The following is a 12,532-nucleotide window of genomic DNA, read 5'->3' as shown; positions in this document are numbered from 1 at the left end:
GCCCGCGGGCCGCCGTCGTCGGTATTGCCTTGGCGATCGGCCCTCCTAGAGGGTCATGGCGGCCAGCCAGCCGAAGGCGATCAGCGGGATGTTGTAGTGGATGAAGGTGGGCACCACGCTGTCCCAGATATGGTCGTGCTGGCGGTCGACGTTGAGGCCGGAGGTCGGCCCCAGGGTGGAGTCGGAGGCCGGCGAGCCGGCATCGCCGAGCGCCGCCGCGGTGCCGACCAACGCCACGGTCGCCAGCGGCGAGAAGCCGAACTGTACCGCCAGGGGCACGAAGATCGCCGCGATGATGGGAATGGTGGAGAACGACGAGCCGATCCCCAGGGTGATGAAGAGCCCCACCAGCAGCATCAGCAGCGCCGCCAGGCCGCGGTTGTCACCGATCACCGCGACGCTGGACTCCACCAGGGTCTCGATCTGGCCGGTGGCGGTCATCACCGCGGCAAAGCCGGAGGCCGAGATCATGATGAAGCCGATCAGCGCCATCATGCGCATGCCGCTGGTGAAGAGGTCATCGGCCTCGCGCCACTTGAAGATGCCCCCCACCGAGAGCAGCGCGAAGCCCACCAGGCCGCCGAGGATCATCGACCCCGTCCACAGTTGGATGCCCAGGGCGGCGACGATCGCCACCACCGACATGGCCAGGCCCAGGGCATGGGGCTCATGGGTTTCCGGGTGGTGGTGCGGCACGTTGGTGGTGGCCACGTCCAGCGCCTCGTAGGCGCGGGGCTTGCGGTAGCTCAGGAATACCGCCACCACCAGGCCGAGTGCCATGCCCGCGACCGGCACGCCCATGGCCATCGGCACCATGCCACGCGAGATCTCGAGCCCCAGCGCCGCGCCGGCCTGGTTGATGTTGGCCAGCAGGATGTCGTTGAGGAAAATCGCCCCGAAGCCCACCGGCAGCAGCATGTAGGGGGCGGTCAGGCCGAAGGTCAGCGCGCAGGCCACGGCGCGGCGGTCCAGGCGCAGCTGGTTCATCACCTTGAGCAGCGGCGGGATCAGGATGGGAATGAAGGCGATGTGGACCGGGATCAGGTTCTGGGAGGAGATCGCCACCAGCAGCACCGCGCCGAGCAGCAGGTACTTGACCACCGCCTGCTTGCTGGCAGTGGCCTCCTGGCCCAGCAGGGCGATCAGCCGCCGGGCCAGCAGGTCCGGCAGTCCGGAGCGCGAGATGGCGACCGCGAAAGCCCCCAGGGTCGCATAGGCCAGGGCCACCTTGGCGCCGCCGCCGACCCCGTCGTTGAAGGCGGCGAGCGTCTCCTCCACGGAGAGCCCACCCACCAGGCCGCCTACCAGCGCCCCGACCACCAGCGCGAAGACGACCGAAACCCGTGCCAGTGACAGACCGACCATCACCAGCACCGCAATGATTACCGCATTCATGAAAGCGTTCCCGAAGCAGGAGTTGGATTGAGACGAAACGGCGCAGGATTCTACCAGAAGCGTCCTGCCGGCGCCCGAGGCTCGCGGTGTCACCTAAACGCCATGCGACGGTCACCGCAGGGTCACGGGAATCGGCGATAACGGGAGGCGTCCAGCAGGACAGGGCAAGGGACACTGCCACTTCCCGCCACGGATGCGCCAGGGCTGGACGCCCTGCAGGGAGCTCGGCAGCAGGATGCTGCCCAGGGAGGCCCTATCGCCACGGCAGCCGCCGTGGCGTTCTTCTTTACGACGACACCCCCTGCTCGGCCTTCGACGACTCCCACCCCGGCACCCCCTCGCGGATGCGGCGGGAGAAATCCGGAGCGTCGTGGCAGGCCCGCGCGCGTCGAGTGATCTCCCCGCGGCACCTGAGCTCGCGCAAGGAATAGCCCGGCACCAGGCCGCCGTGGTCGTGGACATAGCCCGGCAGCAGGCCGGTGAGCAGCAGCCGGTGGTCGAGGGGCAGCCCCTCGGTGATGCGCCGCATCAGGGAGAACACCAGGGTGGTGCAGTTGGCGCGGATGGTGTGGTAGAAGCGCGGTTCCAGCGCCAGGCGGTTGGCCTCCTCCACCAGCGCCAGCAGCAATTGGCGACGCTCGCGCTCCCCGAGCATGGTGCGGTAGAGGGTCACCCTCTCGCCGCGCACGTTGCTGCGCAGGCGCACCGCATCCCGCTCGTCGGCGGCGATGATCGCCAGCTCGAAGCGCTTGAAGAAGCCGCCCAGCTCAGAGAAAGGCTCGTGACGCTCGCGGCGCACCTCCACCGAGAAGGCCACGAAGTCATCGGCCTCCCCGGTTTCGTCGGCGAAGCCGAAGGAGAGCAGCACGTGGGCGATGCCGGGGCGTCCCCAGGCGGAGACGATCAGGTCCAGGGAGGCCAGTCGCGTCAGGTCGTACTCGCGCCGCTCCCACGCCGTGCGGGCCTGGTCCCGGCTGCACCAGTCGAAGCGGCGCACCCGGTCGAGCACCAGTCGGTCACCCACGACCCGGCCGGTGGCCAGGTGGGCCACGTCATCGGCCCAGTCGAGGTCGCCGGCCGGCTGCAGCCGTCGCCACCAGCAGAGCAGCGTGCCCATGGCCACCGCCAGGCAGAGTGCCGGGCCGATCCTCGCGCCCTGCCAGTGCCAGGCCAGCAGCAGGCCGAGCAGCAGGAGCCAGCCCAGGGCGACCAGGCGTCGACGGACGGGGGCGGCAGGAAAGCGGAAAGCGAGGGCCAGGGCCCCCCACAAGGCGCATGCCACCAGCGCCAGGCGCAGGGCGAGATCCAGCAGTAGCGACATGGGCGAGCTCCCTTGGGTCTCGCGCCAGGCTATCACGCCGGCTCGCCCCGGGACTCAACGCATCAGGCGGGAGTCAGCCAGTCGCCGAAGGCCTCCAGGGCCGGCCCCGGCACGCCGCGGGTCACCTCGCGGTAGAGCCGCTGCAGCCGCGCAGTCACGGAGTCCGCGGCGATGGGCTCGCCCACCGCCGGCGCCCCGGCACGCCCGCCGATATGGCGGCCATCCAGCTCGCGCAGGGGCAGGATCTCCGCGGCGGTACCGGTGACGAAGGCCTCGTCGGCGAGATACAGCGCGTCGCGGGTGAGGCGCCGCTCCACCACCGGGATGCCGAGCACCTCGCGGGCCAGGCGGATCACGCTGTCGCGGGTGATGCCCTCCAGGCAGGAGGTCACCTCGGGGGTGTGCAGCTCGCCGTCGCGCAGCAGGAAGACGTTGGCCGCCGAGGCCTCCGCCACGTACCCCTCCGGGTCGAGCATGATCGTCTCGTCGAAGCCCGCCTTCACCGCGGTGTTGAGTGCCAGCATCGAGTTGACGTAGTGGCCGTTGGTCTTGGCCCGGCACAGGCTGATGTTGACATGGTGACGCGCCCAGGAGGAGGTCAGGGCGCGCAGGCCGATGGCCGCGGCCTCCGGCGAGACGTAGTCGCCGAGGTCCCAGGCGGGGATCATCACGTGGGTGGTGAGCGCCTTCGCCCGCAGCCCGAGCCCCTCGGCGCCAAGGAACACCGTCGGCTTGAGGTAGGCGTTGGCCAGGGCGTTGCGGACCAGGCACTCGCGCTGGGCCTGGATCAGGGTGCCGGCATCGAAAGATAACGGTATATCCAGGGCGTGGGCGCTATCCAGCAGCCGGCGGGTGTGCTCGGCCACCCGGAAGAGGTGGGTCCCGCCGGGCCCCTGATAGGCGCGCACCCCCTCGAAGCAGCCCATGCCGTAGTGCAGGCTGTGGGTCAGGGCGTGCACCCGCGCCTCGCGCCAGGGCAGCCAGTCGCCGTCCAGCCAGATCCAGCCGTCGCGGTCATGCAGGGGCGTCATGGTCTCTCCTCGTCTCGTGGGGGCGATGGCCGCCGAACCAGTCATCGCGCCAGCCATCGATCAGCGCGCTCTGGTGGGGCTGCAGCGCCTGGTAGGCCCAGGCGGCGATCTCGTCGTTCTGGGGGTCGGGCACCGCGGTGGCACTGCCGGCGAGGGTCTGGATCACCGCGTGGCCGCACAGCGGCACATAGCCCTCGGAGTAGCCGCCCTCATGCACCATCACCAGGCGCCCCGCGCAGACGCGCTCGGCCAGGGCCTTCACCCGGGCCGTCATCCTGGCGAAGGCGGCACTGTTGAGCAGCATCTTGCCGAGCGGGTCCTTGGCGCAGGCATCATAACCGCAGGCCACCACGATCAGCTCGGGGGCGAAGGCCTCGAGGGCCGGCAGCACCAGCGCATCCATGGCGTGTTCATAGGCGCCGATGCCGCAGCCCGGCGGCAACGGCAGGTTGAGGTTGGCGCCTTCGCCGGCGCCCTGCCCTTGCTCCTCGAAGGCGCCGCTGTCCAGCGGGTAGTTGCCGGCCTGGTGGATCGAGACGGTGAACACCTCCGGCTCGCCGTAGAAGGCCACCTGCTGGCCGTTGCCGTGGTGCACGTCCCAGTCGAGGATCGCCACCCGCCGCACCCGCCCCGCGGCGCGGGCCTGCATCACCGCCACCGGGATGTTGCCGAGCAGGCAGAAGCCGCGGCCGCGGTCGGCCTCGGCGTGATGGCCCGGTGGGCGGCACAGCGCATAGGCGGTGTCCAGCTCGCCGCCGGCCACCGCCTCCACCGCGGCGATGGCGAGCCCTGCCGACTGGCGCGCGGCGGCCAGGCTGCCCGGGGTGTAGGGGGCACAGTCCCCGCCATCGCCACCGCGCCCGGCGTCGCCGGCGGCAAGGGCCTCCAGGTAGCGCTCGGTATGGAAGCGCGCGAGCGCCTCGTGGCTCGCCGGCGGCGCCTTGCGCACCGCGAGCTCGTCGATCAGCCCGCTGACCTCCAGCAGGTTCTTCAGCCGCCGCTTGCTCTCGGGGCTCTCCGAGGCGGGCTGAGGCTGAAGGTACTCGCCCGGCGCCGAGAACACGCCGATGGCGCCGGGGTCATGCCAGAAGCAGCGCTCGTGCCAGAAGAAGCCGCTGCGCGGCGTCATGGGCGGCCCTCCCGCTGTTCCCACACCTCGATGGCGGCGGCGAGGTCCTCGAGCGACGCCCCCACCGACTTGAACAGGGTAATGGCGTCGTCCGACGAGCGGCCGGGCACCTCCCCCCTGAGCAGCTCGGCCAGCTCGCCGCGGATGGCCTCGAAGCGGAAGGCGCCCTCCTCCACGGCCTGGTGGATGTCCCCCGCCTCGCCCCGGGCGCCGGCGTAGGTGTCCACGAACACCTCGCTGCGCGCCAGGCACTCGCCGTCGGTCTCGCGCATGGTCGGGCGGAAGGCACCGATCAGGTCGAGGTGGCTGCCCGGGGTGAGCCACTCGCCACGGATCAGCGGCGTCTCGGCGAGGGTCACGCAGCTGACGATGTCGGCCTCGCCGGTGGCCGCCGCCAGGTCGGTGACGGCGGCGGTGTCGAAGCGGTCGGCATAGTCGGCGGCCAGCCGCTCGGCCTTCGCCGCCTGGCGGCCCCAGATCCGCACGCGACGGATCGGGCGCACCGCGGCGTGGGCCTCGATCACCATGGGCGCCAGCTTGCCGGTGCCCACCACCAGCAGGGTCTCGGCGTCCTCGCGGGCCAGCTCCCGGGCCGCCAGGGCCGAGGCCGCCGCGGTGCGGCGCCGGGTCAGTTCGCTGCCGTCGATGCAGGCCAGCGGCCGGCCATGGGCGCCCTCGCTGAGCAGGTAGACCCCGGCGATGGCCGGCAGGCCGTGGTCGGCGTTCTGGGGGAAGACGTTGACCATTTTCACGCCGATGTAGCCGGCCGGCTCCCAGGCCGGCATCAGCAGCATGGTGGCCTCGCCGTCGGGGCGGTGTATGGCATGGTGGTGGCGCGGGGGGGACTCCACCCCCGCGCGGAAGGTGGCGGCCAGGCGCTCCACCAGCGCCGGCCAGGAGAGCGAGGCGGCGACCTGCCCGGCGGTGATCACATCCATCTCACGCCTCCGGGATCGCCGCGGTGACCATGATCTCCACCTTGAACTCGGGCAGCGCCAGCTTGGCCTCGGTGGCGGCCCGTGCCGGCGGGCGCCCCGGCACCACCCAGGCGTCCCAGGCGGCGTTCATCTCGGCGAACTCGCCCATGTCGGTGACCCACACCAGGGCGCTGAGCAGGTGCTCCTTGCTGGTGCCGGCGGCGGCCAGCTGGCGGTCGATCTTGGCCAGTACCTGTTCGGTCTGGCCGCGCATGTCGGCGCTGGTGTCGTCGGGCACCTGGCCGGCCAGGTAGACGGTGCCGTTGTGCACCGTGGCCTGGCTCATGCGGGCGTTGCTGTCGTGATAGCTGACGGTCATGACGGGGTTCCTCTTTCGGGTGGCAGTCAGGCTGCGGTATAGCCGCCCAGGAAGGCGGCCAGGTTGGCGCCCAGGTGCTCGGTGGGGTAGCCCCCCTCCTGGACGAGCACCGTGGGCAGGTCGATGGCCGCCAGGCGGCGGCCAAGCGCGGTGAAGTCATCGGTCTCGAGCGCCAGCCCGGCCAGCGGGTCGGCGTGATGGGCATCGAGCCCCAGCGCCACCACGAGGGCCCCGGGGTCGAAGGCCTCGAGGGAGGCGACCAGCGTCTCCAGGGCCTCCATGAAGGCGCCCGCGCCGCTGCCCAGGGGCAGCGGCAGGTTGTGGTTGACCCCGCGCCCCTCGCCCTCGCCGGCCTCGTCGGCGCCGCCCCAGAAGAAGGGGTAGAAGTCGGCGGGGTCGGCGTGCAGCGAGCCGGTCCAGACATCGCCGCGGGCGTAGAAGATGTCCTGGGTACCGTTGCCGTGGTGGAGGTCGACGTCGAGGATCGCCACCCGGGGATGGTGCTCGCGCAGCACCTCGGCGGCCAGGGCAGCGTTGTTGAGGAAGCAGAAGCCCCCGGCGCGATCCGGCCCGGCATGGTGGCCGGGCGGGCGACACAGCGCGTAGGCGCTCGGCGCGCCGGCCGCCACGCACTCCGCGGCGGCCTCGGCGGTGAGGGCGCTGGCCAGGATGCCAGTGAAGCTGTCGGCGGTCATGGGGCAGGCCATGTCGTGCATGTGCCAGCCCACCTGTCCCACCGGATGGCGCGGGTAGTGATGCCCGCCGCCGCACGGATGCACGTTGGGGGCGACGGTTTCGGCGGCGCCGGGGAGCGCACGCCAGCGCGCATGGATGGTCTCCAGGAACGCCAGGTAGCGCGGGGTGTGGATCCGCGCCAGCCGTTCGCGCAGCAGGTCGCTGTCGCCACCGGTGGGCGGCGTCAGCGAGCGGCCGATGTCGGCCAGGCCCTGTGCCAGCATCTCGGCGCGCACCGGCCCCTCCGGGGAGGCCACCGCGCGGCCGCGCAGCAGGAAGCTGGGCGGGGCATGGCGCTCCTGGTCCGGATGGTAGAAGAGCTTCATCGTGGCTGGCTCCTTGGGCCCGGTCATGACGGTCACAGCAGCGAGGGGATCCAGGTGGAGAGCGCCGGGAAGGCGACCAGCAGCAGGATCACCGCGATGTAGGCGACGTAGAACGGCAGCGAGGCGACGATGGCGCGCTCGTAGGGCACGTTGGCGATCCTTGCCGCCGTCATCAGCGTCATCCCCACCGGCGGCGTGACGTTGGAGATGTTGAGCACCACGATCATCAGGATGGCGAAGTGCAGCGGGTCCACCCCCAGCTGGATCATCGCCGGCACCAGCACCGGCGCCACCACCACCAGCGCCGGCAGCACGTCCATCACCGTGCCGATCAGGATCAGCAGCAGGCACACCGCCAGCAACTGCACGAAGGTGGAGTCGCTCAGCGCGGTGATGATCCCGGCGGCGTCCCGGGCGATGCCCGAGCGGGTCACGAACCACCCCAGCACCGCCGAGGTGGCGAGCAGGAAGAACACCACCCCGGAGAAGCGCACCGTCACCACCAGGGCATGCCACACCTTCTGCCAGCTGAGGTTGCGGTAGAACACCACCCCCACCACCAGCGCATAGATGGCGGCGAAGCCGGAGGCCTCGGTGATGGTGGTCAGCCCCGAGAGGATGCCGCCGAGGATGATCAGCGGCACGATCATCGCCGGCAGGGCATAGAAGAAGGACAGCACTGCCACCTTGAAGGGCGTCGGGGCCTGCTTGGGATAGCCGCGGCGCCAGGCCAGGAAGAGGCTGACCCCGAGCAGCGCCAGGGCCATCAGAATCCCCGGGATGATGCCGCCGGCGAAGAGGTCGATCACCGAGATGTCGCGCAGCAGGGTGGCGTAGACCACCATCACCACGCTGGGCGGGATGATCGGCCCGATGATCGAGGAGCAGGCGGTGATGGCCGCGGCGTACTCGGCGTCGTAGCCCTGCTTCTTCATCTCCGGGATCATGATCTTGCCGATAGCCACGGTGTCGGTGATCGCCGCCCCGGTCAGGCCGGCGAAGAACACCGACACCGAGATGTTGACGTGGGAGAGCGCCCCGCGAACCCGCCCGAACAGCGCATTGTTGAAGGTGATCAGCTTCTGGGTCAGGCCGCCCTGGTTCATCAGCTCGGCGGTGAAGATGAAGTAGGGCACGGCGATCAGCAAAAAGCCCGAGACGCCCGAGAACATGCGGTCGGCGAGGATGCCCAGCATGCGCTCGCCGCCCATGGCGAAACCGCCGGCAAGCCCGGAGAGGGCCATGACGATGGCCACCGGCGTGCCCAGCAGCAGCAGGACCACGAAGGCCAGGATGGCAGGGGTCATGGGCGCTCCTCCGCATGGCCGGACTCGCCCTCGATCAACTCGTCGATGGCGCTGTCGTCGTCGATGAAGTGCTCCAGCAGGTCGAAGCCCTGCACCAGGTGGAGCAGGATGATGGCGCCGCTCACCGGCACCACGATGGCGGTGAACTTGGCGGGTACCTGGATCTGGTCGGAGACCATGTAGACCTGGTTGGCCCCCAGGAAGTAGTCCCAGCCGTACCACAGCAGCAGCGCGCCGAAGAGCCCCACCACCGCCAGGCAGGCGGCCGCCGAGAGGGTCAGCAGGGCCCGCGGCAGGCTGCGTACCAGCAGGGTCATCGCCACGTGCTCGCCGTAGCGCAGGGAGATGGTCATGGAGAGGAAGCCGATCCAGGGCAGGAAGAGCCGGGCCAGGGAGTAGGTCCAGCTCAGGGTGCTGCCGGTGGCCAGCTTGTAGACGAAGGCGGTGAAGGAGATGCCCAGCATCACCAGCACGCAGACCACGCAGGTCACGATCGCCGCCTGGTTCACGATATCGCTCAGGCGGCGCAGGGGGTGGAGGAGTGACATCGCGCTACCTCGTACGCATCGACGGCCGCCGGGTGGCGGCCGAACCGCTCGGCAGGCGCCAGGGCGCCTGCCGGCTCGGGATCAGGTCACCCGGCTGGGTGCCTACTGGCCGTAGTTGGCGATGTCGCTCTCGGCGACCTCCTCGCCGACCCGCGCCACCTCGGCCAGGAAGGCGTCGACCTTCTCCGCCTCGATGCCGAAGTCGTTGACGATCCAGTCACGCCAGGCCGGGGTGGCGATCTCGGCCATGCGCGCCCGCTCCTCCGGGGGCATGATGTAGCACTCCTCGAAGCGCTCGCAGGACTCCTGCCAGCTGGCGGTGGCCAGCGCCCCGGACATGCCGTGACCGATCTCGACCGCCTCGCGGGCGGAGGTGACGATGGCCTCCTGCTGCGCCTCGGTGAGGCTCTGGAACCACTCCTCGCTGACCAGCCAGGCGGCGCTGTTGTAGACGTGCCCGGTGAGGGTGGTGTAGTCCGTCACCTCATTGAAGTTGAAGGTGGTGTTGAGCACCGGGGCGTTGAACTGGCCGTCGGCCAGGCCGGTCTCCAGCGCGGTGATCACCTCACCCCAGGGCAGCGGCGTGGCCGAGGCGCCCAGCGACTTCATGATCGCCACGTGGCCGGGGTTCTCCTCGGTGCGGATGTTGAGCCCCTCGAGGTCCTCGACGGTCTTGATCGGGCGCTCGTTGTTGGTGAAGGCCACGAAGCCGCCGCCGTCGTCGAAGGTGCCCAAATAGCGCATGTTGGTCTCCTCGACGGTGCCCGACATGAAGTCGGCGAACCACTCGCCATCGAAGAAGGCCCAGGCCTGGCGCCAGTTGTCGAAGATGAAGGGCGCCGTCATCAGCTGGTAGTCGTCGTAGAAGGAGGACATGGCGCCGGTGGTGATGATGGTGGACTGCAGGGTCATGCCACCCTGCACCTCCTGGGCCGTCTCCACCTCGGAGCCCAGCTGGCTGTTGCCGAAGATCGACACCGTGATCTCGCCGTCGGTGCGGGTCTCCACCAGGTTCTTGAAGTGGATCAGCGCCGGGTAGACCTCGTTGTTGCTCATGTCCTCGGGGAGGATGGTGGCGATGGCCATCTCCTCGGCCTGGGCATGGGCCGCGGCCAGGGCCAGCGGCAGCGCCGCCAGGGCGGGCAGGCGGGAAAGCATCCGGTTGCGCATGGTGTTGCCTCTCGGGTTGTCGTTGTTGGTGGTGCGGCTTGCAAGGAACCGATGGCGGCGTCAGGGCACCGCCCTGCTGTCAGCCTAGGCCGCCCCACGGCCGGCTGCTTGCCCGAGAGTCCGGCCCGCTTGCCCCAGGCTCGCCAGCTAGGCGCCGCCGTCGCGGGCCCGGGCGCGGTCCGCGGAGGGCGAGATCGCGAAGCGACGCCGATAGGCCCGGGAGAAGCTGCCCTGGTCGCGGAAGCCCACCAGGCTCGCCACATGGCCCAGGCTCAGCTCGCTGTGGCCGACCAGGGTGCGCGCATGACGCAGCCGCCGGTCCTGCACATAGGCCTGGGGCGTCATGCCCAGGCGCTCGCGGAAGCGCCCGTGGAAGTGGCCCACGCTCATGGCGCACAGGGTCGCCAGCTGCTCGACACGGATCTCCTCGGCCAGGTGGCGATCCACCCAGGCGTCGATGCGCTCCAGGTCGAGGCGGTCGCCGCGCCGACGCGCCAGGGGGAAGCCGGCATCCGGCGCCAGCGCGGTGTCGGCCAGGTGCAGGTGGATGGCCCGCAGCAGCAGCGCGGCGACCTCGCTGTGCAGCGCGGGGCACTGCTCGAGCTGCTCCGAGAGGCTGGCGGCGAGGCGCTGCAACCGCGGCGGCACGCCGAAGAAGCGCGGACGCTCGAAGAGCCGCGACAGCTCATCGCCGGCACGCAGCAGCGACACGCTGGCCAGGGGCACGTCGAGCACCAGGGTGCGGTGGCGCCCATCGCCGCGGTAGTCGTGGCGGTGAGCCGAGGGGATCAGGCAGCCTCGGGCCGCGGTGACCCGGTCCCCCTGCCCCTCGATGGCGAGCTCGGTCGCGCCACCGGTGGTCAGGATCAGCTGGTGGAAGTCGTGGCTATGGTCGACGTGGACCGGATCCAGGGTCTTGGTGCAGAGGGCGAGCTCGGGCATGGCGACATCCCTTGGGAACGTGACCCTCAACGTTCCATCGCCGGATCCGGGATGGCAAGACGTATCGGACGCGTCGATTCAACGAGGCGCCCGAGACCACTCCCGTGTCGCGGGCCAGGCTGTTAGGCTGCCTGGGACTCCCCGATGCATCCACCGAGGTCGCTATGCCACGATTCCCCGACCACCTGACCGGCGACGGCCCCCACAACCCCTTCCCCGGCGTGCGCGTGCTGGAGCGGCGGCTGGGCCGCGAGATTCCCCACCAGCTGGGCTCCAACGAGGGGCTGGACATGCCCCACCGCGCCCTGCGCGAGCGCTTCGGCGATGCCATGGCGGCCCACGTCTACAGCTACGGCGACAGCGAGGCGCTGGGCATCCGCCAGCGCCTGGCCGAGCAGAAGGGCATCCCGCTGGAGGGGATGCTGGTGGACGCCGGCGCCGACAGCCTGATCGCCCTGGTCCTGCGGGCCCTGGTGACGCCGGGAGACGTCGTGGTCGGCACCCGCGGCACCTACCCCACCTTCGGCTACTTCGCCCGCGGCGAGGGCACCCGCCTGGTCGAGGTCCCCTACGCCGAGGGGCCGGGCCGGTTGGCGCCGGACCTCGACGCGCTGGTCGACGCCGCCCACCGGGAGGGCGCACGGCTGGTCTATCTCGCCAACCCCGACAACCCGGGTGGCCACCTGCACCGCGACGCGGACGTGCTGGCCCTGCGCGAGGCACTGCCCGACGACTGCTGGCTGCTGCTCGACGAGGCCTACCACGACTTCCGCGAGGATGCCGACGGCGAGTTCGGCCGCCGCGTCCTGCCCGGGACGGTGCGCCTGCGCACCCTCTCCAAGGCCCATGGCCTGGCCGGGCTGCGGGTCGGCTACGCCATCGCCGACCCCGAGACCCTGGCGGTGATGATGAAGGTGCGTATCCACTATGCGGTCTCGACGCTCACCCAGGCCGCCGCCGAGACGGTGCTGGACGCCCCCGAGGAGGTCGCCGCCCATGTGGTCGCGGTGCGCCAGCGCCGCGAGCGCCTCGCCGCGCACCTTCGCGAGCTGGGCGCCGACGTGCTGCCCAGCGCCACCAACTTCGTCGGCCTGCGCCTGCCCAGCGCCGAGCTGGCTGGCCGCGTCCACCAGGCACTGCTCGAAGAGGGCAAGCTGATCGCCCGCCCCGCCGACCCGGCGCTGGGCCATGTGCTGCGCATCACCGCGGTGGAAGACGCCCTGGTCCCCGGGCGCCTGGCCACCCTGGAGGCGGCCCTCCAGCAGTAGCCGAGCGCGGTGCCAATCGCCATCGCAGTAGCCAAGCGCGGTGCGAGACGCCATAGTAGCGGCC

The 12,532-nt window shown here is 70.8% G+C and carries 12 protein-coding genes; 1 reads left to right on the top strand and 11 read right to left on the bottom strand.

Annotated features, from left to right (window positions below; translation table 11 throughout):
- Positions 1–45: 45 nt before the first annotated feature.
- The 11 genes from Q673_RS31565 to Q673_RS31515 all read right to left on the bottom strand — a co-directional run bounded on the left by Q673_RS31565 (position 46) and on the right by Q673_RS31515 (position 11,200).
- A complete protein-coding gene (locus tag Q673_RS31565) occupies positions 46–1,395 on the bottom strand; it encodes a Na+/H+ antiporter family protein (protein ID WP_023006754.1) in 1,350 nt (449 codons plus the stop codon).
- Between the two features lie 286 nt (positions 1,396–1,681).
- Positions 1,682–2,716 carry an Lnb N-terminal periplasmic domain-containing protein gene (locus tag Q673_RS31560; RefSeq protein ID WP_023006753.1) on the bottom strand — a complete coding sequence of 345 codons (1,035 nt, stop codon included), beginning with the start codon at positions 2,714–2,716 and terminating at the stop codon, positions 1,682–1,684.
- A 62-nt stretch (positions 2,717–2,778) separates the two neighbouring features.
- Entirely contained in the window at positions 2,779–3,747 is a 969-nt protein-coding gene (locus Q673_RS31555) for a branched-chain amino acid transaminase (RefSeq protein WP_023006752.1), read from the bottom strand.
- Positions 3,731–4,876 (bottom strand): class II histone deacetylase, encoded by a 1,146-nt coding sequence (locus tag Q673_RS31550; protein WP_023006751.1) that lies wholly within the window; start codon positions 4,874–4,876, stop codon positions 3,731–3,733. The genes Q673_RS31555 and Q673_RS31550 overlap by 17 nt, the downstream gene beginning before the upstream one ends.
- Entirely contained in the window at positions 4,873–5,814 is a 942-nt protein-coding gene (locus Q673_RS31545) for an ornithine cyclodeaminase family protein (protein ID WP_023006750.1), read from the bottom strand. The genes Q673_RS31550 and Q673_RS31545 overlap by 4 nt, the downstream gene beginning before the upstream one ends.
- Position 5,815: 1 nt before the next feature.
- Positions 5,816–6,172, bottom strand: a complete 357-nt coding sequence (locus Q673_RS31540; protein ID WP_023006749.1) for a RidA family protein — start codon at positions 6,170–6,172, stop codon at positions 5,816–5,818.
- Positions 6,173–6,198: 26 nt separating this feature from the next.
- Complete coding sequence (locus tag Q673_RS31535; RefSeq protein ID WP_023006748.1) at positions 6,199–7,233, bottom strand: histone deacetylase family protein; 1,035 nt, start codon at positions 7,231–7,233, stop codon at positions 6,199–6,201.
- Between the two features lie 32 nt (positions 7,234–7,265).
- The gene (locus tag Q673_RS31530; protein ID WP_023006747.1) at positions 7,266–8,540 is read right to left on the bottom strand and encodes a TRAP transporter large permease; all 1,275 of its coding nucleotides are present in this window, start codon (positions 8,538–8,540) and stop codon (positions 7,266–7,268) included.
- A complete protein-coding gene (locus tag Q673_RS31525; protein WP_023006746.1) occupies positions 8,537–9,088 on the bottom strand; it encodes a TRAP transporter small permease in 552 nt (183 codons plus the stop codon). The genes Q673_RS31530 and Q673_RS31525 overlap by 4 nt, the downstream gene beginning before the upstream one ends.
- A gap of 102 nt (positions 9,089–9,190) precedes the next feature.
- The gene (gene dctP / locus Q673_RS31520; RefSeq protein WP_023006745.1) at positions 9,191–10,258 is read right to left on the bottom strand and encodes a TRAP transporter substrate-binding protein DctP; all 1,068 of its coding nucleotides are present in this window, start codon (positions 10,256–10,258) and stop codon (positions 9,191–9,193) included.
- Between the two features lie 147 nt (positions 10,259–10,405).
- The gene (locus Q673_RS31515; RefSeq protein ID WP_023006744.1) at positions 10,406–11,200 is read right to left on the bottom strand and encodes an AraC family transcriptional regulator; all 795 of its coding nucleotides are present in this window, start codon (positions 11,198–11,200) and stop codon (positions 10,406–10,408) included.
- A 164-nt stretch (positions 11,201–11,364) separates the two neighbouring features.
- On the opposite strand from Q673_RS31515, the gene Q673_RS31510 reads away from it, so the two are divergent.
- Entirely contained in the window at positions 11,365–12,468 is a 1,104-nt protein-coding gene (locus Q673_RS31510; protein ID WP_023006743.1) for a pyridoxal phosphate-dependent aminotransferase, read from the top strand.
- Positions 12,469–12,532: the final 64 nt, after the last annotated feature.

The organism is Halomonas sp. PBN3 (assembly GCF_000475415.1).
In the GTDB taxonomy this organism is placed as follows: Bacteria; Pseudomonadota; Gammaproteobacteria; order Pseudomonadales; family Halomonadaceae; genus Halomonas; species Halomonas shengliensis.
The sequence above is the reverse complement of the archived record's forward strand: the minus strand, read 5'-3'. Positions and strand labels throughout refer to the sequence as shown.

Coding starts and splice junctions, on each gene's coding strand:
- Q673_RS31555 (WP_023006752.1), bottom strand. CDS start 3,747: ATGACGCCCCTGCATGACCGCGACGGCTGGATCTGGCTGGACGGCGAC.
- dctP (WP_023006745.1), bottom strand. CDS start 10,258: ATGCGCAACCGGATGCTTTCCCGCCTGCCCGCCCTGGCGGCGCTGCCG.
- Q673_RS31535 (WP_023006748.1), bottom strand. CDS start 7,233: ATGAAGCTCTTCTACCATCCGGACCAGGAGCGCCATGCCCCGCCCAGC.
- Q673_RS31515 (WP_023006744.1), bottom strand. CDS start 11,200: ATGCCCGAGCTCGCCCTCTGCACCAAGACCCTGGATCCGGTCCACGTC.
- Q673_RS31540 (WP_023006749.1), bottom strand. CDS start 6,172: ATGACCGTCAGCTATCACGACAGCAACGCCCGCATGAGCCAGGCCACG.
- Q673_RS31545 (WP_023006750.1), bottom strand. CDS start 5,814: ATGGATGTGATCACCGCCGGGCAGGTCGCCGCCTCGCTCTCCTGGCCG.
- Q673_RS31550 (WP_023006751.1), bottom strand. CDS start 4,876: ATGACGCCGCGCAGCGGCTTCTTCTGGCACGAGCGCTGCTTCTGGCAT.
- Q673_RS31530 (WP_023006747.1), bottom strand. CDS start 8,540: ATGACCCCTGCCATCCTGGCCTTCGTGGTCCTGCTGCTGCTGGGCACG.
- Q673_RS31510 (WP_023006743.1), top strand. CDS start 11,365: ATGCCACGATTCCCCGACCACCTGACCGGCGACGGCCCCCACAACCCC.
- Q673_RS31560 (WP_023006753.1), bottom strand. CDS start 2,716: ATGTCGCTACTGCTGGATCTCGCCCTGCGCCTGGCGCTGGTGGCATGC.
- Q673_RS31565 (WP_023006754.1), bottom strand. CDS start 1,395: ATGAATGCGGTAATCATTGCGGTGCTGGTGATGGTCGGTCTGTCACTG.
- Q673_RS31525 (WP_023006746.1), bottom strand. CDS start 9,088: ATGTCACTCCTCCACCCCCTGCGCCGCCTGAGCGATATCGTGAACCAG.